Annotated in this window: 23 protein-coding genes; 5 read left to right on the forward strand and 18 right to left on the reverse strand. The window is 70.7% G+C overall.

Annotated elements, in window-relative coordinates:
* Positions 1-47: 47 nt before the first annotated feature.
* Positions 48-1,394 (forward strand): cryptochrome/photolyase family protein, encoded by a 1,347-nt coding sequence (locus ACH54P_RS34260; protein WP_489907435.1) that lies wholly within the window; start codon positions 48-50, stop codon positions 1,392-1,394.
* Here ACH54P_RS34260 and ACH54P_RS34265 read toward each other — a convergent pair.
* From ACH54P_RS34265 to ACH54P_RS34295, 7 genes are all read right to left on the reverse strand, one after another.
* Entirely contained in the window at positions 1,384-1,872 is a 489-nt protein-coding gene (locus ACH54P_RS34265; RefSeq protein WP_489907436.1) for a GNAT family N-acetyltransferase, read from the reverse strand. The genes ACH54P_RS34260 and ACH54P_RS34265 overlap by 11 nt on opposite strands.
* Positions 1,865-3,055: an ABC transporter permease gene (locus ACH54P_RS34270; RefSeq protein WP_489907437.1), complete on the reverse strand. Its 1,191-nt coding sequence runs from the start codon at positions 3,053-3,055 to the stop codon at positions 1,865-1,867. Before ACH54P_RS34270 ends, ACH54P_RS34265 begins: the two co-directional genes overlap by 8 nt.
* Positions 3,052-3,966, reverse strand: coding sequence for an ABC transporter ATP-binding protein (locus tag ACH54P_RS34275; RefSeq protein WP_489907438.1), 915 nt, complete (start codon positions 3,964-3,966; stop codon positions 3,052-3,054). Before ACH54P_RS34275 ends, ACH54P_RS34270 begins: the two co-directional genes overlap by 4 nt.
* Entirely contained in the window at positions 3,959-4,507 is a 549-nt protein-coding gene (locus tag ACH54P_RS34280; protein WP_489907439.1) for a hypothetical protein, read from the reverse strand. The genes ACH54P_RS34275 and ACH54P_RS34280 overlap by 8 nt, the downstream gene beginning before the upstream one ends.
* Entirely contained in the window at positions 4,504-4,773 is a 270-nt protein-coding gene (locus tag ACH54P_RS34285; protein ID WP_489907440.1) for a helix-turn-helix transcriptional regulator, read from the reverse strand. Before ACH54P_RS34285 ends, ACH54P_RS34280 begins: the two co-directional genes overlap by 4 nt.
* Before the next feature lie 107 nt (positions 4,774-4,880).
* The gene (locus ACH54P_RS34290) at positions 4,881-6,419 is read right to left on the reverse strand and encodes a glycerol-3-phosphate dehydrogenase/oxidase (RefSeq protein WP_489907441.1); all 1,539 of its coding nucleotides are present in this window, start codon (positions 6,417-6,419) and stop codon (positions 4,881-4,883) included.
* Positions 6,416-6,979 carry a TetR/AcrR family transcriptional regulator gene (locus tag ACH54P_RS34295; RefSeq protein WP_489916799.1) on the reverse strand — a complete coding sequence of 188 codons (564 nt, stop codon included), beginning with the start codon at positions 6,977-6,979 and terminating at the stop codon, positions 6,416-6,418. Before ACH54P_RS34295 ends, ACH54P_RS34290 begins: the two co-directional genes overlap by 4 nt.
* 97 nt (positions 6,980-7,076) lie before the next feature.
* Here ACH54P_RS34295 and ACH54P_RS34300 point away from each other — a divergent pair, with 97 nt between their 5' ends.
* Positions 7,077-8,696, forward strand: a complete 1,620-nt coding sequence (locus ACH54P_RS34300; RefSeq protein ID WP_489907442.1) for an FAD-binding oxidoreductase — start codon at positions 7,077-7,079, stop codon at positions 8,694-8,696.
* On the opposite strand, the gene ACH54P_RS34305 is transcribed toward ACH54P_RS34300, so the two are convergent.
* From ACH54P_RS34305 to ACH54P_RS34315, 3 genes are all read right to left on the reverse strand, one after another.
* On the reverse strand, positions 8,693-9,256 hold the full coding sequence (locus tag ACH54P_RS34305) for a gamma-glutamylcyclotransferase family protein (protein ID WP_489907443.1): 564 nt from the start codon (positions 9,254-9,256) through the stop codon (positions 8,693-8,695). The genes ACH54P_RS34300 and ACH54P_RS34305 overlap by 4 nt on opposite strands.
* 65 nt (positions 9,257-9,321) lie before the next feature.
* On the reverse strand, positions 9,322-10,419 hold the full coding sequence (locus tag ACH54P_RS34310) for an S-(hydroxymethyl)mycothiol dehydrogenase (protein ID WP_489907444.1): 1,098 nt from the start codon (positions 10,417-10,419) through the stop codon (positions 9,322-9,324).
* Positions 10,420-10,836: 417 nt separating this feature from the next.
* The gene (locus ACH54P_RS34315; RefSeq protein WP_489907445.1) at positions 10,837-11,703 is read right to left on the reverse strand and encodes a sigma-70 family RNA polymerase sigma factor; all 867 of its coding nucleotides are present in this window, start codon (positions 11,701-11,703) and stop codon (positions 10,837-10,839) included.
* Between the two features lie 76 nt (positions 11,704-11,779).
* Between ACH54P_RS34315 and ACH54P_RS34320 the strand changes: the two genes are divergently transcribed.
* Positions 11,780-12,229 carry a carboxymuconolactone decarboxylase family protein gene (locus tag ACH54P_RS34320; protein ID WP_489907446.1) on the forward strand — a complete coding sequence of 150 codons (450 nt, stop codon included), beginning with the start codon at positions 11,780-11,782 and terminating at the stop codon, positions 12,227-12,229.
* Between the two features lie 227 nt (positions 12,230-12,456).
* Positions 12,457-13,557: a hypothetical protein gene (locus ACH54P_RS34325; RefSeq protein WP_489907447.1), complete on the forward strand. Its 1,101-nt coding sequence runs from the start codon at positions 12,457-12,459 to the stop codon at positions 13,555-13,557.
* 39 nt (positions 13,558-13,596) lie between these two features.
* Here the strand turns inward: ACH54P_RS34325 and ACH54P_RS34330 are convergent, their stop codons facing one another.
* The 4 genes from ACH54P_RS34330 to ACH54P_RS34345 form a co-directional block, all read right to left on the reverse strand.
* Positions 13,597-14,859, reverse strand: a complete 1,263-nt coding sequence (locus tag ACH54P_RS34330; RefSeq protein ID WP_489907448.1) for a C39 family peptidase — start codon at positions 14,857-14,859, stop codon at positions 13,597-13,599.
* Between the two features lie 71 nt (positions 14,860-14,930).
* Positions 14,931-15,332 carry a PaaI family thioesterase gene (locus tag ACH54P_RS34335; protein ID WP_470284453.1) on the reverse strand — a complete coding sequence of 134 codons (402 nt, stop codon included), beginning with the start codon at positions 15,330-15,332 and terminating at the stop codon, positions 14,931-14,933.
* A 54-nt stretch (positions 15,333-15,386) separates the two neighbouring features.
* Complete coding sequence (locus ACH54P_RS34340; RefSeq protein WP_489907449.1) at positions 15,387-17,111, reverse strand: TIGR03767 family metallophosphoesterase; 1,725 nt, start codon at positions 17,109-17,111, stop codon at positions 15,387-15,389.
* Between the two features lie 110 nt (positions 17,112-17,221).
* Positions 17,222-17,803 carry a TetR/AcrR family transcriptional regulator C-terminal domain-containing protein gene (locus ACH54P_RS34345; protein WP_489907450.1) on the reverse strand — a complete coding sequence of 194 codons (582 nt, stop codon included), beginning with the start codon at positions 17,801-17,803 and terminating at the stop codon, positions 17,222-17,224.
* Between the two features lie 56 nt (positions 17,804-17,859).
* Here ACH54P_RS34345 and ACH54P_RS34350 point away from each other — a divergent pair, with 56 nt between their 5' ends.
* A complete protein-coding gene (locus ACH54P_RS34350) occupies positions 17,860-18,357 on the forward strand; it encodes a hypothetical protein (RefSeq protein WP_489907451.1) in 498 nt (165 codons plus the stop codon).
* Here the strand turns inward: ACH54P_RS34350 and ACH54P_RS34355 are convergent.
* The 4 genes from ACH54P_RS34355 to ACH54P_RS34370 form a co-directional block, all read right to left on the reverse strand.
* Entirely contained in the window at positions 18,245-19,060 is an 816-nt protein-coding gene (locus tag ACH54P_RS34355) for a carbohydrate ABC transporter permease (protein ID WP_489907452.1), read from the reverse strand. The genes ACH54P_RS34350 and ACH54P_RS34355 overlap by 113 nt on opposite strands.
* Positions 19,057-19,953: a carbohydrate ABC transporter permease gene (locus ACH54P_RS34360; RefSeq protein ID WP_489907453.1), complete on the reverse strand. Its 897-nt coding sequence runs from the start codon at positions 19,951-19,953 to the stop codon at positions 19,057-19,059. Before ACH54P_RS34360 ends, ACH54P_RS34355 begins: the two co-directional genes overlap by 4 nt.
* A complete protein-coding gene (locus ACH54P_RS34365; protein WP_489907454.1) occupies positions 19,950-21,245 on the reverse strand; it encodes an ABC transporter substrate-binding protein in 1,296 nt (431 codons plus the stop codon). Before ACH54P_RS34365 ends, ACH54P_RS34360 begins: the two co-directional genes overlap by 4 nt.
* A 102-nt stretch (positions 21,246-21,347) precedes the next feature.
* Entirely contained in the window at positions 21,348-22,976 is a 1,629-nt protein-coding gene (locus ACH54P_RS34370; RefSeq protein ID WP_489907455.1) for a long-chain fatty acid--CoA ligase, read from the reverse strand.
* Between the last annotated feature and the right edge of the window lie 390 nt (positions 22,977-23,366).

Raw genomic sequence — 23,366 nt, forward strand, 5'->3', positions numbered from 1 at the left:
ACGCCCCGTCGTGCACCTGCACGGCGGGGCGCTTATCGTTGAGCGGCGTGACCCGAGAAGCGCCGGTTGTCCTGTGGTTCCGCCGTGACCTGCGGCTGGGCGACCACGCCGCCCTGCTGGAGGCGTCCCGGCACAGCAAGCACGTCCTCGCGCTGTACGTCCTCGACGAGGCGCTGCTGAAGCCGGGTGGCGCGACGCGGGAAGCCTTCCTGTACGGCTGTCTCGAAAAGCTGAACGCTCGGCTCGGCGGTCGGCTGATGCTGGTCCGCGGCGAACCGGCGACCGAGGTCGTCCGCGCGGCCCGCCAGATCGGCGCGGCCGCAGTGCACGTCAGTGCGGACACCGGCCCCTACGGCCGCCGCCGGGACGCGGCCGTGGCGAAGGCGTTGGCGGAGAACAACATCGACTGGGTCGAGACGGGCTCGCCCTACGCCGTGACGCCCGGGCAGGTCACCAAGCCGGACGGCGAACCCTACCGCGTCTTCACGCCGTTCTACCGCGCCTGGACCGGGCGAGGCTGGCACTCGCCCGCCGACACCGGACCGTCCCTCGTAGACTGGGTGCAGCCGCCGAAGTCGCTGAAGATCCCCAAGCCGCCCAAGGTTTCCGCGACCCTGCCCGAGCCGGGGGAGCAGGCCGCGCTGGACGTCTGGCACGACTTCCTCGACGGCCCGATCGTGACGTACGACGCCGATCGCGACCGGCCGGACCGCGAGGGCACGACGCGGCTTTCGCCGTACCTGCGCTGGGGGAACATCCACCCGCGGACCATCCTGGCCGACCTGGACGGTGACGACCGCGTCGGCGCGAAGTCGTTGCGCAGCGAGATCTGCTGGCGCGAGTTCCACGCCGACGTCCTGTGGCACCGCCCGGAAACCGCGCGGAAGAACTACGACAAGCGCTTCGACGGCATGAAGCACGACGAGGACCCCGAGGCGTTCGAGCGCTGGTGCGCCGGCAAGACGGGCTATCCGATCGTCGACGCCGGGATGCGGCAGCTGCTGGCCGAGGGCTGGATGCACAACCGGGTGCGGATGGTCGTCGCGAGCTTCCTGGTGAAGGACCTGCACCTGCCGTGGTGGCTGGGCGCCCGGCACTTCATGAAGCACCTCGTGGACGGCGACCTGGCGTCGAACCAGCTGAACTGGCAGTGGGTCGCCGGCTGCGGCACCGACGCGGCGCCGTACTTCCGGATCTTCAACCCGACGACCCAGGGCGAGAAGTTCGACCCGAACGGCGATTACGTCCGCAAGTACGTGCCGGAGCTGCGATCGATCGCCGGCAAGGCGGTCCACCAGCTGAAGGACCGCCCGGAGGACTACCCGGAACCCATGGTCGACCACGCCCACGAGCGCCGGGTGTCCTTGGAGCGCTACGGCCGGATCACGTCGTGACCAGCCGGCGGACGCGCCACACGACGGCGAGCGCGGGGTCGCCACCGCGACTCGGCTCGATCCGTTCGACGGTGAAGCCTTCGCGCTCGTAGAACGCGCCGGCCCGCTCGTTCGCCGCGAAGTGCTCGATGTACAGCCGGTCGGCGCCGGCGGGCAGCTGCCGGACGAGGGCGTCGAGCAGCCGCGGGCCGAGGCCGCGGCCCCGGTGCCCGGGGTGGACGTACAGCTTGTAGACCACGTGGTCGGCGCCGCGGCGGCCGCGCTGCCCGACGCCGACGAGTTCTCCGCCGGCCTCGGCGACCAGCACCAGCCCACCCGCGACGGCCGCGGCGAGGTGCGTCTCGTTCCACCAGTCGCGGACCTGCGCGTCCGCCGCGGCCGCGCCGATCAGCGGGGCGTAGTGCGCCCGGACGTGCGCCTCGCCGAACCGGCGGATCGCGGCCACGTCGGCCGGCCCGGCGGGGCGCACTTCAGCCACGCAGCGCCTCCGACAGCTTGATGCGGCTGCCGATGCGCAGGACGCTGTTGCCGTAGATCTTGCCGCCCAGCCAGGTGAGCAGCGCGACCAGCGCGACCGTCAGCCCCAGGGACAGCCCGATCTCCCAGCCCGCCGCGGCGCCGGTCGCGATGCGGGCCGGCATGAGGATCGGCGAGAGCAGCGGGATCAGCGAGACGATCTTCGTCGCCGAGCCCGCCGGGTTCTGGACGAGCAGGTTGAAGCCCGCGATGAACCCGACGACCAGGATGATGTTGAGCGGCCCGACCACCGACTGGGTGTCCTCCTGCCGGGAGACCAGCGACCCCAGCGCGCCGTAGATCGTGGCGTACAGCAGGAACCCGAGCAGGTACCAGAGCAGGCCCCACAGCACCGCGCCGGTGGCGAAGCCGGAGAGGGTGAACACGCCGGTCACCGACGCCGCCACGAGCCCGGCCGCGGCGAGGATCACCAGCTGCGTCAGGCCGACCAGGCCGAGCCCGATCACCTTGCCCAGCAACAACTGCCACGGCCGCACGCTGGCGAGGAGGATCTCCACGACCCGGCTCGACTTCTCCTCGACGACGCCCTGGGCGACCATCATCCCGTAGGTGATGATGCTCATGTAGAGCAGGAACGCCACGACCAGGCCGACGACCAGCCGCTGCGTGTGGTCGGCGGGTTCCGGCGAAAGCGCGTCGTCCTGCACGTGGGTGCCGTTGACCTGGGCCATCACCTCGGCGGGCTCGAGCTGCGCCGACGACAGCACGCCGTCGAGCACCTGCTGCTGCGCGACGTGGTCGAGGACCTCGCGCAACTGGTCGTCCAAAGAGGACTTGTAGGTGGCGGTCAGCTTCGCCGCGCTGCCCGAGACGAGCGCGTCGAGGTCGCCGTCCTCGACCTTCTGCCGTCCCTCGGCCGGGTCGGTGACGGTGATGGTTTCGATCTGCCGCCCGGACTGGGCGGCCTGGACCTGCAGCTGCTGGGCGATGCCGGTCGCCTGGCCGGTGAGCCCGACGGTGCTCTTGTCCGACGAGCCGGCGAGCGCGGTCTGGAAACCGACGTACCCCAGCAGCAGCACCAGCAGGACGACGGTGCCGACCACGAACGAGCGGGTGCGCAGCCGCGTGTTCAGTTCGCGCTTCATGACGAGCCAGACGGCTCGGCGGCCACTCAGCGTCCTCATCGCGGGACCCCCTCTTCTGACACGGCGTCGCGGAACAGTTCGGTCAACGACCGGCGACGGCGGCTGAATTCGGTGACCGGCCCGGTCGCCAGTGCCGCGGCGAGCACGGCTTGGTCGTCGGCGCTCGGGTCGAGGTCGAGCACGGTCGTGGTGCCGCGCTCCTCGAGCACCCGCACGCCGGGCAGGCCCGCGGCCCAGCCGGGGTGCGCGGCCGGGGCGGTCACGACGAGCTTGCTGGTGGCGGTCGCGGTCAGCTCACCGACGGTGCCGACGGCGACCATCCGTCCGCTTCGGATGATCCCGACCCGGTCGCACAGCCGCTCGACGAGGTCGAGCTGGTGGCTGGAGAACACGACGGGCACGCCGGCCGCGGCCTTCTCGCGCAGCACCCCGCTCATGACGTCGACCGCCAGCGGGTCGAGGCCGGAGAACGGCTCGTCGAGCACCAGCACGGCCGGGTCGTGCACCAGCGCGGCGGCCAGCTGGACGCGCTGCTGGTTGCCCAGGCTGAGCTTCTGCACCTCGTCCTTGCGGCGGTCGGCCAGGCCGAGCCTGCCGATCCAGTTCTCCGCGTTGCGGTGGGCCTCGTTCGGGCTCAGCCCGTGCAGCTCGGCCAGGTAGACGAGCTGGTCCAGCACCTTCATCTTCGGGTACAGCCCGCGTTCCTCCGGCATGTAGCCGATGTGGGTGCGGGTTTCGTGCGTGACCTTCGCGCCGTCGAAACGGACCTCACCACCGTCGGCGGCCAGCACCCCCAGCGCGATCCGCATGGTGGTGGTCTTGCCGGCACCGTTGCTGCCGACGAAGCCGAACAGCTCCCCGGCGCGGACGTCGAACGAGACGCCGTCCAGCGCGACCTTGGCGCCGTAGCGCTTGGAGATCCCGTCGATCTCCAGTGTCCCCTCAGTCATTCCCCATCCCCTCTTCGAAGTCTTCGGGGTCGTCGTCCGGCAGCGACCAGCCGAGCACGATCGGCGGGACCGTGCTCCCCGCGGCCAGCAGCGCGGACAGCATCATCGCGCCCCGGATGCCGCCGTCCTCGGTGTGCGCGATGAACAGGCTGTAGAACAGCGCGACCAGCATCAGGTACACGAGGATCTGGTAGCCGATGTAGGTGACGCGGTGGCGCCACTCGCGCTCACGTTCGTCGAGCAGGCGGGAGAAGCCGCCGCTCATCCGGCCGGTCAGGATCTTCAGCAGCGTGAAGGCGATCCCGCCGACGACGAGGCCGAACGCCCACAGCCCGAAGTACAGCCATTCCGCCGCCACGCTGAACACGGCAGCACCGGCGACGTAGACGACGTCCGCCACGGTCAGCACGATCGCCAGGGCCCGGCGCCGCCGCCGGGTGCGCCACCGCGGCAGCTGCCGCGCCCGCCGTCGTTCGCGGTCGTCCAGCTTGTCCAGCTGGCGTTCCCAGTAGGCCGCGAGCCGGCCCTGCTGCTCGGTCATGCTCCCCCCTCGCGGTAGACCTGGGTGGAAAGCGGCGTGAACGGCTCGCGGCTGAACACCGCTTCGACCGGCAGGTCGAACACCGCGCAGATCCGGAACGCCAGGTCCAGGCTCGGATAGTGGTCACCGCGCTCGAGCGCCCCGATGGTCTGCGGATTGACCTCGACGGCATCGGCAAGAGCGGCCCGGCTCATCCCCCGCTCCGCCCGAAGCACGGCAAGCCGGTTGTAGATCGGCAGCTCTTTGCCCCGTCTGACCGGACTCATGGAACATACTGTTGCAAAAACCCAACGGGTCGTCAACTTAAGAGAACATCAAGGGTGGTTGACGCGCGGTTCGGCTCGGAACGTCTGCGGTGGTGAGTGACCCCGGCTCAGGCCAGCCCGGCCAGCGACTTGTCGACCAGCTCCGCCACCCGCGACTCAGCCGCCGCCGCATCCGAAGGGATCAACGCCAGCCGCGTTCGGCGCTCCAGCACGTCCGCCACGTTCAACGCCCCCTCGTTCCGGACCGCCCAGACGATCTCCGCCGCCGTGATCTCCGTCCCCGGGGCCACCGGGGCCGCGAACTCCGTGTCCACCTCGCCCAAAGCCGCCACGCGGGGTGCCTCCGTGCCGTACCGGGCCACCAGCCGCGCGGGAGCGTCCACAAGAGACAAACTCGCCCGAGGAGCAGCGCCGAGCAGCGGTAGCCGTGCCGTGCGACAAGGTGAAGCGGAAAGCCCCGCCAGGCGCACCGCCGCGTCGACGGCGTCCTCCGCCATCCGGCGGTACGTCGTGAGCTTGCCGCCGACCACCGTCAGCAGGCCGTCCGCGCCCGCCAGGACCGCGTGCTTGCGGGACAGGTCCGCCGACCGGCCGCCGCCCTCCACCAACGGGCGCAAGCCGGCGAAGGAACCGGCCACGTCGGCTCGGGTCAGGGGCCGGGCCAGTACCGAGGAAGCCAGCGAAAGCAGGAAGTCCGCATCGGACTCCGGCACGACCGGGACGTCCGGGATCGGGCCGGAGACCGGCTCGTCCGTCAGTCCCAGGTAGACACGGCCGTCCGGTTGGGGGAGCAGGAAGACGAACCGGTTGGTCTCGCCCGGCACGCTGATGTTCACCGACGTCGTGCCCATCGGCACCGTCCCCGGCGCGAGCACCAGGTGCGAGCCGAGCGACGGCCGCAGCCGAACCGCGCCCGTCAGCGTTCCCGCCCACACCCCGGTCGCGTTGATCACCTGCCGCGCGTGGATGTCCAGCGAGTCGCCCGAAAGTTCGTCGCGGACGCGGACCCGGTCCGCGGAAAGCGACGACGCCGACACGCGGGTCAGGATCCGCGCGCCGAACGTCGCGGCCGTGCGGGCCAGGGACACCACCAACCGCGCGTCGTCGACCAAAGCGCCGTCGTACGCCAGCAAAGCGCCGCGCAGGCCGTGCGCGGCCAGCCCGGGAACCAGCGCCAGCGCCTCGGCCGCGGGAACCGAACGCGGCCGCGGCAGCACGGACGACGGCGTGCGCGCCGCCCGGCGGAGGCCGTCCCCGGCCCGCAGCCCCGCCGTGACGATCGCCTGCTGCGCCCGGGAAGTGCTGGGGTACAACGGAAACAGCTGCGGCATCGCGCGCGTGAGGTGCGGCGCCGTGCGCGTCATCAGGATGCCGCGCTCGACAGCGCTCTCGTGCGCCAGCCCGAGCTCCCCGTGAGCCAGGTACCGCAGGCCGCCGTGCACGAGCTTCGACGACCACCGTGACGTCCCGAAAGCCAGGTCGTGCGCCTCGACGAGCGCCACCGACAACCCGCGCGAAGCCGCGTCCAGCGCGATCCCGGTGCCGGTGACGCCGCCGCCGACCACGACGACGTCGACGCGCTCGCCCGACGCCAGCTCCGCGAGCTCGCGTTCGCGGCGCCGCGCGTTGAGCGAGCCGGACGTCATGGCTTCAGCGCGGCGTCGAGCACGTGGGTGAACTCCGCCATCAGCGCCGCCTCGCCGACGTCCGCCGTCGCCGGGCGCAGCGAGAACGCGAACGACTGCACCAGCAGCAGCACCGACCGGGCCTGCGCCGCGACCGGCGCCCGCCGGATCGAGCCGTCCTGGTGGCCGGCCGCCAGGAGCTGGTGCAGCACCTGCTCGGCGAACTTCTGGGTCGCGCCGAGCCGCTCCACGATGTACGGCAGCACCAGCTCGGGGTCGACGTCGAGCAGCGTGCGGAACAGCGGATCGGTCGACAGCGCGCGCACCCCGGCCGAAGCGATCAGCACGAGCCGTTCGCGGCTGTTCGAGGCTTCGGCGCCCCGCTCGCTCGCGGTCCGCAGGAGCCCGCTGAACTCGCGGGTCATCAGGGCGGCGAGCACGCTGCGGACGTCGGGGAAGCGGCGGTAGACCGTCATCCGGCTGACGCGGGCGGTGCGGGCGATCTCGGCGAGTGTGGTGCGCCGCACACCGACGGCCAGCACGCACGAGCGCGCGGCGTCGAGCAGCACGTCATCGGCCACTCGCGTCGCCGTCTGGCGGTTGCGGGTGTCCGCGAGCGCGGAAGATCCCGCAGTCTGCGTGGTGTGACGTTTAACGTCCATATGTCACACTGTAGTCGTGAACGCGCTCATTGACCACCGCCTCCGCCGGTCCTGGACCGCGGAAGCCGCCGACGCCGCCCAGTTGCCCGCGCGAGCGGCCAGGTGGCTCGACCAGCGTATCGGTCCGGTCACCCCCGGCGCCGCCCCCGAAGTGAACGAGTCGGTGAAAATACCGTCACCGAAACTCGGTGAATCTGCCTCGGCGGCGCTCGCGGAGGTGGTCGGCGCGGACCACGTGCTCGTGGACGACGGGGCCCGGCTGGCGCGCGCGACCGGACTGTCCTACCTCGACCTGCTGCGCCGCCGTTCGCCCGGCGCGGACTTCCCGGTGCCCGACGCGGTCGTGCTGCCCGCCGACCCCGACGAGGTCCAGGCGGTGCTCGACGTCTGCGTCACGCACGACGTCGGGGTCGTGCCCTTCGGCGGCGGCACCTCGGTGGTCGGCGGCGTCGCGGCGTTGCGCGGCGAGAAGGCGTCGGTGATCGCGCTCGACCTCGTCCGGCTCGACACGCTCGTGTCGGTCGACGCCGAGTCGCGCATCGCCGTCCTGCAGGCGGGCGTCCGCGGCCCCGAGGCCGAGCGCCTCCTCGGTGAGCACGGCCTGACGCTCGGGCACATCCCGCAGTCGTTCGAACGCGCCACGATCGGCGGCTTCGCGGCGACGCGCTCGGCCGGCCAGGCGTCGTCGGGCTACGGGCGGTTCGAGGACATGGTGACCGGCGTGCGGCTGGCCACCCCGCGCGGTCCGTGGAAGCTCGGGGTCGCGCCGGCGTCGGCGGCCGGCCCGGACCTGCGGCAGCTCGCCGTCGGCAGCGAGGGCACGCTCGGCGTGATCACCGAAGTCGCGCTGCGGGTGCGGCCGGTGCCGCCGGTCCGCCGCTACGAGGGCTACGCGCTGCCCGGCTGGGCGGCCGGCACGGCGGCGGTGCGCGACCTGGCGCAGCACCACGCGCTCGCCGACGTCACCCGGCTGTCCGATGGGGACGAGACCGAGGTTTCGCTGGCGCTGAACGCGGGGTTCAAGACGGCGGCGCTGCGCCGGTACCTCGCCGCGCGCGGGGTGCCGCGGCCGTGCTTCCTCATCGTCGGCTGGGAGGGCACCGCGCACGACGTGGCGCTGCGGCGCCGCGAGACCACCCGCCGGCTGAAGGCCGCGGGCGCCGTGCGCGTCGGCAAGGCCCTAGGCGAGTCTTGGCGGCACGGCCGGTTCGCCGGGCCCCGGCAGCGGGACGCGTTGCTGGACCAGGGCGTCTGCGTCGAGACGCTGGAAACCGCGGCCTACTGGTCCACTGTGGACGAACTGCGTGACGACGTCCGCGCGGCGCTGACGGCGTCCCTGGGCCGCTCGATCGTCATGTGCCACGTTTCGCACGCGTACGAAACCGGCGCGTCGCTGTACTTCACGGTCCTGACCGCGCGAGACGGGACCGACCCGGTCGGCCAGTGGCAGCGCGCGAAGGCGGCGGCGTGCGAGGCGATCACCGGGCTCGGGACGATTTCGCACCACCACGCCGTCGGCGTCGATCACGCGCCTTACCTGAGCGCGGAGATCGGCTCGCTGGGCGTCGAGGTGTTGCGGGCGGCCAAGTCTGCGGTCGACCCGACCGGGATCCTCAACCCGGGGAAGCTGATCTAGGGGAAGGTGCGGCCGTCGGGCGGCTCGACGACGGTGCACGCGACGCCGGGGCCGTCGGCCGCCTCGCCTTCGAGCTCGACGGCCTCCGCCTGCGAGACGTCGGCCGTGCGCACCGGCTTGCCGTCGACCAGCAGCGGGTACCGGATCGGCATCGCGCCGATGTAGGCCAGGACGTCGGTCACCTTGCTGCCGTCCTCGAGGGTGATGTCCGGGTCGGTGAGCCGCACCAGGTGGTAGCGGTTGCCGCGGCCTTCGCAGACGTCCAGCACCGCGAGCTGCTCCGGCGTCACGAACCAGACGGCGTGTTCTTCGACGCCGGGCAGCGCGGTCAGCGTCGCCGGGCGCTGGCCGTCGCGGTAGCGCAGCCCGGACGCCCAGACCGCGGCCAGGCCGTCGCAGCGGGCGTGCGCCACGACGACCGGGCCCTGCAGGCCGAGTTCGGCGCGCATCCAGGTGATCTTGGACGGGTTCGCGTTCGACCCGTAGGCGAGCACGGCCTGCCGCTCCCGCCAGTCGTCCGGCGCCGTGTCCAGCGGGTACCCGGCGCCGTCGACGTGCACGAAGGAGTAGCCCGGCCGGGCCCCCGGGTAGGGGTCGGCCGGGAAGTCCTCGTCGACGAAGAGGCTCAGAACGTCACCACGCTGCGCAGGACGTCACCGTGGTGCATCCGCTCGAAGGCCTGCTCGACGCCGTCGACGCCGATCCGCTCGGTGACGAACTTGTCCAGCGGCAGCCGGCCCTGCAGGTAGAGGTCCACGAGCATCGGGAAGTCCCGGCTAGGCAGGCAGTCGCCGTACCACGACGACTTGAGCGAGCCGCCGCGCGAGAAGAAGTCGATCAGCGGCAGGTCGTTCAGCCGCATGTCCGGGGTCGGGACGCCGACGAGGACGACCGTGCCGGCGAGGTCACGGCCGTAGAACGCCTGCCGCCAGGTCTCCGGGCGGCCGACGGCGTCGATCACGACGTCCGGGCCGAAGGAGTTCGTCGCGTCCTGCATGGCCTCGACGACCTGCGCTTCGGAGAGGTTCCGGCTGTTGACGGTGTGGGTGGCGCCGAAGTCCTTCGCCCACTCCAGCTTCCGGTCGTCCATGTCGATCGCGACGATCGTGGTGGCCCCGGCCAGCTTCGCGCCCGCGATGGCGGCGTCGCCGACCCCGCCGCAGCCGATGACGGCGACCGAGTCACCGCGGGTGACGGCGCCGGTGTTGATCGCCGCGCCGAGCCCGGCCATGACACCGCAGCCGAGCAGCCCGGCGACCGCGGGCTCGGCCTCGCGGTCGACCTTCGTGCACTGTCCGCTGTGGACGAGCGTCTTTTCGAGGAAGGCGCCGACACCGAGGGCGGGCGACAGCTCGGTGCCGTCCTGGAGGGTCATCGGCTGGGTCGCGTTGAACGTCGAGAAGCAGTACCACGGCTTGCCGCGCTTGCAGGCCCGGCAGGTGCCGCAGACCGCGCGCCAGTTGAGGATGACGTAGTCGCCTGGCTCGAGGTCGGTGACGCCTTCGCCGACCGCCTCGACAACGCCGGCGGCTTCGTGGCCGAGGAGGAACGGGAACTCGTCGTTGATGCCGCCCTCGCGGTAGTGCAGGTCGGTGTGGCAGACCCCGCAGGCCTGCACGTTCACGACGGCCTCGCCGGGCCCGGGATCGGGGACGAGAACGGTCTCCAGCGAGACGGGCTCGCCCTTGGCCCGCGAAACAACCCCCTGCACCTCGTACGGCATGCGAATCCACCTTCCGGCTTTGCTGGCTCTGACCGCAGCTAATCACGGATCATGCGCAGATGGCGACATCCGCATGAGTGAGGTTGGGTGGCGATGGCGCAACGTGTTGCGCTGTTCGCAACTGTGAGTGGGTGGGTTTGCTTCGGTGCTGGTTGGGTCGCTGAGGTCGGTTGGCTTGGCTTCGGTGCTGGTTGGCTCGGCGGGTGGGTGGGCTTGGCGCGGGCTGCGGTCTGCTCGCCGCGGGCGGGGCGGGTTGGCTTCGGTGCCGTGGTTAGCTCGCGGGGCGGTGGGCTCGGGCTCCGGTTTGCTCGCCGGGCTGGGCCCGGGCTCGTTGTTCGCCGCGGGCCGTGCGGCCTGGGCCCGAGCCCCCACGCCGCTGCTGTGCGAAGCGCGGGCCACCGGCCCCCGTCTTCCAGCTCATCGGGGGGTACCGACGGTTTCCGGTGGCTCCGGCAGGTCCATCGACGCCAGCTTCGCCGGGTCCGTCACCGCCGCGATGCTGGCGATCCGGCCGTCCAGCACCGTGAATGCCACCACCGACAGCGGCGTTCCGTCTTCCCGCCAAGCCACGACTCCCGGCAGGCCGCCGACCAGTACCCGTCGGCCGTCCTTGGCTGCGCCGAAGCGGGCGCCCGCTGCGACGTTGGTGGCGCCCAGGACCACCACCATGCCGTCCGGATTGTCGATCGTGAGCCGGACGTCCGGGTCCAGCACGCGCAGCAGTCCCTCGAAGTCGCCGTCGCGGGCGGCCGTCAGGAATGCCTGGACCACCTCTCGCTGCTCTCGCCCGGCCACCGGTGTCCGGCCCGGCGTCCGGACCTTGCGGCGGGCGCGGCTGGCGAGCATCTTCGCGGCGCCGGCGGTCTTGCCGAGGATCCGGCCGATCTCGTCGAACGGCACCGCGAACAGGTCGTGCAGCACGAACGCCAGTCGCTCGTTCGGCCCGAGCGACTCGAGCACGACCAGCAGGGCGAGCCCGACCGAGTCGGCGAGCTCCACGTCCTCCTCGGGCGCGGGGCCGTCGTCGACCTCCACGACGATCTCGTCGTAGGGCGTCTCGGGACGCGCCCGGCGCGAGCGCAGCAGGTCGAGGCTGAGCCGGCCGACCACCGTGGTCAGCCAGCCTTCGAGGTTGTGGATCTCCGCCGCGTCCTGGCGGGAGAGGCGCAGCCACGCCTCCTGGACCACGTCCTCGGCGTCGGCGGCCGAGCCCAGCACGCGGCGGGCGACCGCGCGCAGCCGGTCTCGCTGTGTTTCGAAGGCCTCGGCCAGCGTCTCGGACATGTCGTTACCTTCCTCGGTTCTGCTCCGTCGTGGTGGTGACGAGCCCGGAGGGGCACAGGTAACCGATGGAGGAACGATGGAACCACGGCTGAAGAGCGCGGGCGATCCGGAGGTGTTCGGAGCGATCCAGCAGATCATCAAGTCGGTGCACGCCGGGGGCGTCGACCCGCTGGTGCTCGAGCTGGTCCACCTGCGGGCCAGCCAGATCAACAGCTGCAGCCCGTGCGTGTACGGCGGCGTCCAGTCGGCGAAGAAGCACGGCGAGACCGAGGAGCGGCTGCACAACGTGGTCGCGTGGCGCGAGACGCCGTTCTACACCGAGGCGGAGCGGGCCGCGCTCGCGCTGACCGAAGCCGCCACCCGGCTCCAGGACGGCCAGCCGGGCGTGACCGACGAGATCTGGGCGGCCGCCGCCGAGCACTTCGACGAGAAGCAGCTGTCGGCGATCACCCTGAACATCGCCTTGACGAACTTCTTCAACCGGATCAACCGCACGACCGGGGAACAGGCCGGCAAGACCTGGTGAAAGCCCGGCGGGGCGCCGCGAGGCGCCCCGCCGATCCCGGTCCGGCCGTAACGAAGAGGTCCGCTCGAACCGACTTCGCCGGAGACGGAAGTGACTGGGGAGGCGGCATGACCACTGGAGTCGTACTGACCGGGGTCGGCCTCCTGATAGCCCTGTTCGGGGTTCCGTTGACCTGGGCGAACCTGCGTCGGTCACGAAGCGAAAGTACGGAGGGCCACTTCCGGCGCGTGAACGAGCACGTGCGCCTGCGGCAGGCGCAGCTGCGCGCGCTCGCCGGATCGGGAATCCGTCCCGAGTGGCAAGCCGACGAGATCCCGATGCTGACCAAGGCCGGGTGGGTGCTTCCCGAACCGGCTCCTCTCGAGTCGGTCGAGATCCACCGCGAGCCGGAAGACCGGGACGAGCAGTTCGTCGAGGTGCGGAGCCGAGCGCGAAGGATGATGCCCAGGAAGCGCGATGGGACGCGGTACCCCGGCTACAGCAACGCGCTCGTCGAACTGGGCGGGATGACGGAGCTGTACAACGGCTGGATCTACCGCCCGACCAGCGTGGTCGCCGAAGACGGCGGCCTCCGGCTCAGCTTCGCCGCCGGTCACTACTACGACCAGCTCGACACCACCGAAGTCCTCGCCCACGAGGCCGCGATCAACGATCTCGCCGGCCGGGCGGTCGTGGACGGCGCGTACCGGCGGTACCTGGGTGATCCGTTCGACCTCCGCCGCCGCGGGACTTCGCTCGGAGTGATCGTCCTGACGATCCGCGCCTCGGATGACGGCTGTGGCTTCTTCATGCACCGCCGGGACGAGCGCAGGGTCGCGGTGGGTCCGGCCACGATCCACGTCGTCCCGGCCGGGGAGTTCACGCCGGCCGACATCGACCTCGGCTCCCGGGAGCGGGACTTCAAGATCTGGCACACGGTGATGCGTGAATACGCGGAGGAGTTCCTCGACGTCGAGGAGTCCTACGGCCGCGGTGGCCGTCCGCTGGACTACGAGAACGAGTGGCCCTTCCGCGAGCTGAGCGCGGCACGGGCGCGCGGGGACCTCCGGCTGCACGTGCTGGGCATCGGGTTGGACCCGCTGACGTGGAAGCTCGAACTGCTCCTGGTCTGCGTCTTCGACCACACCACGTTCGACCGGCTGTTCGCCGGGATCGTCCAGCAGGGCACGGAAGGAACGATCGTGGTGGGGCCGAAAGGACGTGGAGTCCCGTTCGAAGCCGAATCGGTCGACCGGTACGTGCGGGATCCGGGCACCCGGAACGCCGCTCAGGCCTGTCTGATGCTGGCCTGGCGTCATCGTGCGGCCCTGGGACTGGTGCGGGAGTGAGGAACAGGCCACCGGGCACTGTTCCCCACCCCCACTCCGTCAGGCCGGGGTGATGATGTACGCGATGCCGCCCGGGCCGCCGGCCACCGTGCCGTCCGCGCGGTACCGCTTCGTCCGCTGCCAGATCTTCTCGAACTGGTCGCGCTTGTACACGTTCCGCACGCGGTCGTTGCTGCTCGACGCCGGGTCGTTCGCGATCACGTCGCCGTCCTTCGTGAAGCCGACCACCACCATGATGTGGCCCGCCGTGCCGTAGCCGGCGCCGTCCAGCTCGGTGGCCAGGAACGACTGCGACGTGATCACCGGGATGCCGCGCGCGATGTAGGTCTCCAGCTCGTTCAGCGAGTGCAGCCGCGTGATGTGCCCGCGCAGCCCGCGCGACGCCGCGTACGCCGTGTTGAACGGCCAGTTGCCCGTGCCGTCGTAGGCGTGGTCGTAGGTGTAGCGCGCCGCGAACGCCACCGACGGGTCGACGTAGTCCGCCGGGATCCACGCCATCTCCGCCGCGGACGGCTTCTTGCCCCAGTACTCGGCCACCATCTCGGTCGACGTCGGGCTGCACCAGGCCTCGCCGCCCCCGCCGTACTGCGGGAACTGTCCCTTGTGGAGGTTCTGCGCGTACGCGGGCACCTTCAGCTCGATCCCGGTGGCGCGGCCCGGCTTCGTCGGCTGCACGTCGAAGCGGTCCGGGACCGCCGACGTCATCGCGCCCAGCGACGTCACCGACGGCGTCGCGCCCGATCCGGCTTCGCGGTAGAGGCTGATCCGCAGCTTGTACGACTTCAGCGTCACGCCGGTCTTCATGACGAGCGTGTCGACGTCGACCAGCGCGTTCGCGTCGTCCTGTCCGTCGACGCTGGTGCGCAGGATGTCGGCGTCGCCGCTGGCCCAGCGCCCCATCACGTACCACCCGGTTTCGGCGCCGGCCGACGTCCGGCCCTGCGCCTCCACCTGCAGCCACGTCTTCGACGGCGTCCGCGCGTTCCACGACGCGACCAGTTGCGTCGCCCCGAAGCCCTGCCGGTAAGACGGCGACGTCCACTGGCCGTACTCGTACGTCTTCGTCGTGCCGAGCTCCGGCTCGGTGTGCTCCACCGTGCCGGCGGGGTGCGTGATGCGCAGGCCGTCCCGGGTCGGCGCGAGCCCGGCGAACTCGCCCTCGTGGAAGCGGCCGCCGTTCCACTCGTGGTAGTCGATCGCCTCGTCGTCGCCGGGCCGGGCGGGCCCGGCTTCGGCGGCTTGGGCGGTTACCGCGGTCAACATGACAACGGACAATATGGTGAACAGTTTGCGTACCCGCATCCCGGCTCCTCGATCGGCCCACCCAGTAGGCAGGGATTTTCGCCGGTCCGGCCAGGTATGTAAACAGGTACCTACAGCACGGCCTGGGTCTGTGTCACTTTCGCGACCAACCTGCCGTCGTCGTCGTGGATTTCGGTCTCCACCACGACGAACTTGCGGCCGGCGTGAAGTGGTCTGGACGACGCAACGGCGTAGCCCGAACGCACCGCGCGCAGGAAGTTCGTCTTCGACTCGACGGTCGTCGTGCCCTGGCCGCCCTCGGGCAGGTTGAGGAACGCGCACACGGCGCCGGTCGAGTCGGCCAGCGCCATGAGCGCGCCCCCGTGCAGCGCGCCGCCGAGCGTGCAGAGGCTCTCGTCCCACTTCAGCCGGCTGCGGACGAGCTCGCGTCCGTGTTCCAGGACCTCGACGCCGAGGCGTTCGGAGAACGGCATGGAACGGTGGAAGAGCCGGGTGCCCTCGGGATCGGTCATGCCCGCAGCTTGCCCGAAGGCGTGCGGCGGGGCGATTACCTCCGGGGTAACGCCTCAGCCCAGCGGGTGCACCAGCAGCAGCTCGGTGTTGTGGTCCGCCGCCGCGCCGACGCGGCCGAGGTCGACGTGGATGTCGTTGTAGGACAGCTCCCGGTACAGCGACGCAAGCGCTTGCGGGGTCCGGGCGTCGTAGTCCACGGCGTACGGCGCTTCCGCCTCGATCAGCGTCGTGAACAGCGACAACGTGCCGTCCGCGTTGTCCGCGACCTCGACGATCCGGGCGTGCTGCGGGAAGTCGACGTGCGACGCCGTGTTGATCTCCCAGAAGCCCTGCTGCGGCGTGTTCCCCGCGTGCGGTGTGATCTTGTTGAGGTGCGTGTGGCCGTTGACCCAGGCCAGCACGTTCGGAAACCGTTTGAGCAGCGCGACGAACGCGTTGCCGTCCAGGCGCGGGTCGAGCAGGTGGCGCGAGTCCGGCAGCAGGTTGCCCATCGAGCCGCTGGTGTGGTGGCTGAACAGGATGAACAGCTCGTCGGTGACGGCGTGGGTGACCTTGCGGCCGAAGAAGTCGTAGTACGCCGAGCTGTTGCGCTTGAGCGTCGACTCCACCCAGGAGTACTGCGCGAGGCCGATCGACCCGTCGGCGAACCCGGCGTCGGTCGTCGTGTCGAGGCTGATCCCGGTGATGCCCGGGGCGATCCGGAACGTGTAGTAGACGTTCTGGCCGTCGGCGTTGGCGCTGGTGAAGCCGTGCCCGACGGGGCCGGGGCCGGTGTTGGCGCTGTCGAGGTGGGCGCGGACGAACTCGCCCGTGCTGAACGGCCGGCGCCGCACGTCCGGCGTGATCTCGCGGACGGTGCCGCTGCCGCCGAACAGCTCCGCGACCGGCACGCTGGAGCCGGGCTTCCTGATGGCGTCGGCGAGCTTCTTCGCGGTGGTCTCGTCCTTGCCGATGACCTTGTACTTCCCCGTGTACCAGGCGTCGATGCCGGGGATCTGCGCCGGCAGCGAGCCGACGATGCTGTCGTCGTGGTTGCCGAAGGTGCAGAACCACGGGACGTCGAGGCCGGGCGCGGTGAACGTCTTCATGCCCGCCTCGAGCAGGCCGGGGATCTGCGGGAAACCCTTGGCGGTGTAGGCGTCACCGCCGGGCGTGCCGGGGTTCCAGTACTCGTCGTTGCCCGAGCTCTGCACGCCTTCGTAGGCGTTGGCGTCACCCGAGTTCGGGGTGACGCTGCCGCCGTTGAGGACCTTGAGGAACCAGTCGAGCTCGATCAGCTCGTGGTTGTCGGTGTTGTCGCCGGTGGTGACCATGAGGTCGAACGGCCGCCCGGTGAACGGACCCTGCCGCACGCTGTTGACCCGCTCGACGAGCGCGCTGGTGGCGACGGTGCCGAGCGCCTCCTGCGGCCGGTGCGCGGAGCCGATGAAGGGGTGCAGGTACTCGAACCGCGCGGGGCTCTCGGCGTCGGTGATGTGCAGGTCGGTGAACTGCACGAAGGCGGACAGCGCGCGGCGCCGGTCGTCGCGCCCGCTCTTCGGCGTGGCGAGATCGCTGCGGACGACCAGTGGCCAGCCCGGGCCGGCGGACAGGCGCGAGTAGGTGCTGGTGCCCCCACCGGTGGCGACCTGTTCGAGCGTGGTGCCGGACGTGGTGACCGAGCGGGTGGTCGTGAGCCGCAGCGCGCGGTCGAGGGCGTTCGCGGTGGGCGTGCACAGCAGGAGCCCGACGCCGGCGGCGCCCGCGGTGGCGAAGGTGCGCCGGGTGAGTTCGGCCATGGTGTTCGCTCCCCAGTCCGTTCCGGGGTGAACGTGAAAAACATTCACCGTGACAGTTCAATCCACCTTGTCACAGGCGCCGGGGTGGGGTGTACCGCCGAAGGTCGTGGTCATTTCCGCCGCTGCGCGAGCCCGTCGAGGATGACTTCGGTGCCGAGGGCGAAGAGGTCATCGGCGGTGGTGCGGGCGAAGATCGGGCCGAGTGCCCGGACGGCGGGGTAGTCGTCCAGCCGGTCCTGGAAGCCGGAAGCAGGTTTCGCCGGGGTCTCGGTCGAGGCGAGGACGTGGGCGGTGAGCAGCCGGGCGATCCCCGCGGTGTCTTCGGGGGTGAAGCCGGCGTCGAGCAGGATCCGGCACGTCGTTTCGATGTGGGCGAGCCGGTTCGGGCCCGGCGGGCGGTCCCGGAGCAGGGTGGCCGCGTCGCGGTGCTTGAGCAGGAGCGCGCGGAACTGGTGCAGCCCCTGCGCGAGCTGATCCCGCCACGGCCTGGTGGCGTCGATGTCGAACGCGTCTTCGCAGATGGTTTCGGCGAGCAGGTCGAGCAGCTGTGCCTTGTCCTTGACGTGCCAGTAGAGCGTCGGCGAGCTGACGCCGAGCCGGGCGGCGAGCCGCCGGGTGCTCAGCTCCGCGAGCCCGACCTCGTCGAGCAGTTCCAGGGCGGCTTCGGTGATCCGACGGCGATCGAGCGGCACGCGGCGGACTCTATCAGTGATAGATTGTTCTCTATCACTGATAGAGAGGGCTCGGGATGCGGTGGTGGATCGCGGCTTGTTCACTGCTCTTCGCGCTCGGCACGGCACTGCAGAACTTCGTGGTGATCGACCACGACCTGGTGGCACGCGCGGCTTTCCTGGCGGGCGCGCCGCTGTCCGACGGCTTCCTGACCGGGTTGCGGCTGGTCGGCGACGGCTACCTGGCCGGGAACCTGCTCGGGCTGCTCGTCCTGACCGGGCGCCGCTGGGTGTTCTGGCTGGTGCTGGCGGTGAACGCCACCCAGGCGGCGGGCGTGTTCACGATCCCGTCGTCGGTGTGGCGGGCCACGCTGGACCTGTACGGCTGGCCCGGACTGCTGCCTTCGCTGGTCACCGACGGCGGGGCGCTGCTGCTGACCCTGGCCCTGCTGTGGTGGCGGTTCAGCCCGTCAAACCGGACTCCGTCACCCCTCGGACCAGGTACCGCTGCAGGAACGCGAACAGCAGCACGATCGGCAGGATCGACACCGCCGCCGCCAGGAACAGCAGGTTGAGCTGCGGGTTCTGCGCCGTCAGCAGCCCGGACAGCGCCACCTGGACCGTCCACGAGTCCGGTGACTGGGCGATGATCAGCGGCCACAGGAACGCGTTCCAGCTGCCGATCACCGTGATCACCGCGATCGCCGCGAAGAAGCCCTTCGAATTGGGCACCACGATCCGCCAGAAGACGCCCCAGCGCGTCAGCCCGTCCACGCGGCCCGCCTCCTCCAGCTCGCGCGGGAAGTCCAGGAAGTACTGCCGGAACAGGAACACGCTGAACGCGCTGAACAGCCCGGGGATCACCAGGCCGCGGAAGTCGGACAGCCAGCCCAGCGTCGAGACCACCACGAAGCTCGGCACGAACGTCACCGACGTCGGGATCATCAGCGTCGCCAGCACCGCGTGGAACACGAGCCGCGAGTGGCGGTACGGGATCCGCGCCAGGCCGTAGCCCGCCAGGGAGCAGACCACGAGCAGGCCGATCGTCTGCGAAGTCGCGACCAGCAGCGAGTTCAGCAGGCTCCGGGCGAAGGGGACGTCCTCCGACGAGAACAGCCGCGAGAAGTTCTCCCAGTGCACAGTGGACGGCCAGAACGTCCACTGTGGAGCCGTGATCTCCGCCCGCGACGCCAGGCCGTTGCGCACCAGCAGGTAGAACGGCAGCAGGAAGAGCACCGCCGCCACGACGAGCGAGGTCCAGCGGAAGAACGCCCTCATGACGCCCGCCCGAAGCGGAGGACGCGGCCCTGCAGCAGCGTCACCACGGCGATGATCAGCGCCAGGATCACCGCGCCGGCGCTGCCGCGCCCGAGGTCCTGACCGCCCGAGCCCAGCGACGTGTAGTACAGGTAGACCAACGGCGGCCGCGCGAACGGCGGGTAGCCGCGGCTGTCGCCCATGATGTTGTAGAACTCGTCGAACGCCTGGTACGCGTTGATCAGGTTCAGCAACAACACCGCGACGGCCGTCGAACGCAGCTGCGGCAGCGTGACGTACCGGAACACCTGCCAGCCCGGCTTCGCGCCGTCGAGCCACGCCGCTTCGTACAGGTGCTGGGGAATCCGCTGCAGCGCCGCGATGAACAGGATCATGTAGAACCCGAGCTGCAGCCACAGCCGGGCCGTCACCAGCACGATCCAGTACAGCGGCGGGTGGACCGTCCCGGTCCAGGCGACCGGATCGGCCCCGAACGCCGCCAGCACCGTGTTCGCCAGCCCGTAGCGGACACCCGAGAACAACGACGTCTTCCAGATCAGCGACGCCACGACGTACGAGCACGCGAACGGCAGGAAGAACACCGACCGGAAGAACGCCCGCGCGAACCGCAGCTGGTCGACCCCGAGTGCGAGCGCCAGCGACAGCACGAACGTCAGCGGCACGATGAACACCGCGAACAGGCTGAACGTGCCCAGGCTCGACAGGAACGGCTCGTCGATGAGCATGTGCCCGTAGTTGTCCAGCCCGACGAACTCGGTCGGCGTCACCGTGTTGCGCGCGTCGAAGAACGACAGGTACGCGCTCCAGCCGATCGGCAGGTACGCGAAGATCGCCAGGCCCAGCAGGAAGGGCCCGACGCACAGCCAGAACGCGCGCGAGTCGCGCCGCCTCACCCGAACAGGCGCTTCAGCTCGGCGCGAGCCACCTCGACCGCGGTCTTGACCTGCGCCGCCGGGTCCGCCCCCTCCTTCGCGATCTTCGCGACCGCATCGGACAGCGCCGTGTTCGCCTGCTGCGTCCACACCGGACCGCCGACGAGGTGGCTGTTCTCCTTGACGAACCGGGCGACGTCGGCGGCCGGGCCGGTCTTGAGGTTGTCCGCGCGGTCGATCAGGCTCTGCCGCGCCGGGACGTGGAAGCCGAACTTCGAGGCGAACTCCAGCTGGTTCTGCGTCTGGTCGATCCACAGCCACTTGACGAACGCCTTGGCCTCGGCGACGTGCGCGCTCTTGGCGTTGACCATCGCGCCGTACGCGCCGACCGGCACCGACGGCGCGCCGCTGCCGTCGAGCCGCGGGAACGGCAGCACGCCGAAGTCGTCGTCGAACGCCGAGCGGATCTTCGGCAGGCTCCACAGCCCGGTCCACTGCATCGCGGTGAGCCCGTCGACGAACGCGCCGGGGTCCGACCAGTCCGCCGGCGCGCCGAGCAGCAGGGAACCGTTGGCGTTCAAGGTGTGCAGCTTGCCGAACGCGGTCGCCGCGCGCGGGTTGTCGAAGCCGGCCTCGCGGTTGCCGTTCTTCAGGTAGTCGAGGCCGGCCGACCACAGCAGCGGGCCGGTGAGCACGCCGACCCCGCCGTCGTTGCCCACGAAGAGGCCCTTGACGCCGTCCTTCGTGAGCTTCGCGGCCGCGTCGATCAGCTCGTCGACCGTCTGCGGCGGCTGCACGCCCGCGGCCTGCAGCAGGCTCTTGCGGTAGAAGAGCACCTGCGTGTCGGTGGCCTGCGGGATGCCGTAGACCTTGCCCTCGACGGTCTGCGCCGCCAGCACGGCCGGGCTGAAGTCGCCCTTGACCGGTGCGATGACGTCGTCGAGCGAGACGACCTGGTTCTGCCGCACCCAGTCGATCTTGACCTGGGCCTCGAAGACGTCCGGCACGTTGCTGTTCTGCAGCGCGGTGACGATCTTCGAGTCGTAGTCGCCGGGGTTCCACTGGACGTCGACGGTCGCGCCGGGGTAGCTCGCGGCGTACCGCTTGACGGCCTGCTGGACGCCGTCCTCGCCGTACGCGTGGTACCACTGCTGGAGCGTGACCTTGGGCGCGTCCGACGGCGGCGGCCCCGCCGAGTACGCCGTCGACGGCGGCGGGTCGCCCTGCCGCCCGGTGTTCGACCCGCACGCCGCGGCCACCGCACCCACCGCGCTCATCCCCGCGAGCGCGAGAAAGCTCCGCCTGTTCCGCATCCCCAGCACTCCTCCGTGAACGTTCGTGAAGGCCACCTTGAGGGACACAGAGTCCCCCAAGGTGGCCGTCACGGACTCAAAGGCACGCCGGAGATTTACCCGTTAGAGCTGGGCGATGTCGAGCTTTCCCTCGGAGTAGGACGCCCGGATCCGCTTCTTGTCGAACTTGCCGACGCTCGTCTTGGGCACTTCGTCCACGAACGTCCAGTTCTCCGGCAGCTGCCACTTCGCGACCTTGTCGCTGAGGAACTCGCGCAGCTCCTCGGGCGTGGCCGTCTGCCCCTCCTTGAGCACGACGGCGACCAGCGGCCGCTCGTCCCACTTCTCGTCCGGGATGCCGACGACCGCCGCCTCGGCCACCGCCGGGTGGCCCATGACCTGGTTCTCCAGGTCGACCGAGGAGATCCACTCGCCGCCGGACTTGATGACGTCCTTGGCGCGGTCGGTCAGCGTCAGGAAGCCGTCCGGGCTGATCCGGCCGACGTCGCCGGTGCGCAGCCAGCCGTCGTGGAACTTGTCCGGGTCGACTTCCGAGCCGCCGACGTACGACCCCGCGATCCACGGGCCCTGGACCTCGAGCTCGCCGACGGCCTCGTCGTCCCAGGGCAGCACCGCGCCGTCGTCGTCGATCAGCCGGGCCCGCACGGACGCCGGGAAGCGGCCCTGCGTGTAGCGGTACCGCCAGGCGTCGTCGCCGGTCGCGGTCGCCGGCGGCCGGGCGACGCTGCCCAGCGGTGACGTCTCGGTCATGCCCCACGCGTGCAGGATCGGGACGTCGTGCCGCTCCTGGAACGCGTGCATCAGCGACGGCGGCACCGCCGACCCGCCGACGACGACCTCGCGCAGGTGCGAGATGTCCTGCGGGTGGGCTTCGAGGTGGGCGAGCAGGCCCTGCCAGACGGTCGGCACCGCGCCGGCGAACGTCGGCTTCTCGGCGGCCAGCATCGCGGCGACGGGCGCGGGCTGGAGGAACCGGTCCGGCATCAGCAGTGACGCGCCGACCATCAGCGACGCGTACGGCAGGCCCCACGCCATCGCGTGGAACATCGGCACGATGGCCAGCGCCTTGTCCTGCTGGGCCAGCCGCATGCTGTCGGTCATGCAGACCTGCATCGAGTGCAGCCAGATCGACCGGTGCGAGTAGGCGACGCCCTTGGGGTCACCCGTCGTGCCCGACGTGTAACACATCGCGGCGGCGGAGCGCTCGTCGACGTCCGGCCAGTCGAAGGTGTCGGGCTGGCCGGCCAGCAGCTCGGCGTAGGAGTGCACCTCGACGCCGTCCGGGGCCTCGAGGGCCGCCGCGTCGCCGTTGGCCACGATGACGTGCCGGACCGTCTTGAGCTGCGGCAGCTGCTTCGCCAGCAGGGGGACCAGCGTGCCGTCGACGATGACGACGTGGTCCTCCGCGTGGTTGGCGACGAACACGAGCTGCTCGGGGAACAGCCGGATGTTCAGGGTGTGCAGCACGGCGCCCATCGCCGGAACGGCCAGGTAGGCGGCCATGTGCTCGGCGTTGTTCCACATGAACGTGCCGACGCGCTGGTCTCCTGTCACGCCGAGGCCGCGGAGCGCGTTCGCGAGCCGGGCGGCGTTCTTGCCGAGCTCGCCGTAGCTCTCGCGGCGGGCTTCTGAACCGGTCCAGGTGATGACTTCACTCGCCGAGTGCACCGACGTGCCGTGGCGGAGCAGGTTCGCCAGCGACAGCTGGCCGTCCTGCATGGTGCTCAACATGGTCGCTCCCGGGGGTCGTTCGCCGGTGAACTGGGGTTGCGCCGACTCTAGTGCGGATCGGGTGAAGCGGGCATGGTCAACATTGGCTCCGTTCGGTCACGGTCGTCGCGCGATCGGGCGACGACCGGACGATGATCAAGATCATCAATTTTTCCGCTTTTCCTTATGGACAAGGAAATGCGCGCGAAGAGACGGCGTAGTGGAGGCTTCACTTCCGGGTGAGTGAGGCCACGCGGGACGCTTCTTGGGAGCGTTTCCGCAGGCCGGAGCGGGTTGCCCGGCATCACCTCCGGGGGTAATAAGTGCGTGTCGGTTGCACGGTCACGAAGCCGGTGGCGTTTACTGGGGCCGTGGTAAGAGACGGCTGGCCAGCGCTTGCAGCAGCAAGCA

It is taken from the genome of Amycolatopsis sp. N2S4-7, from assembly GCF_058119595.1.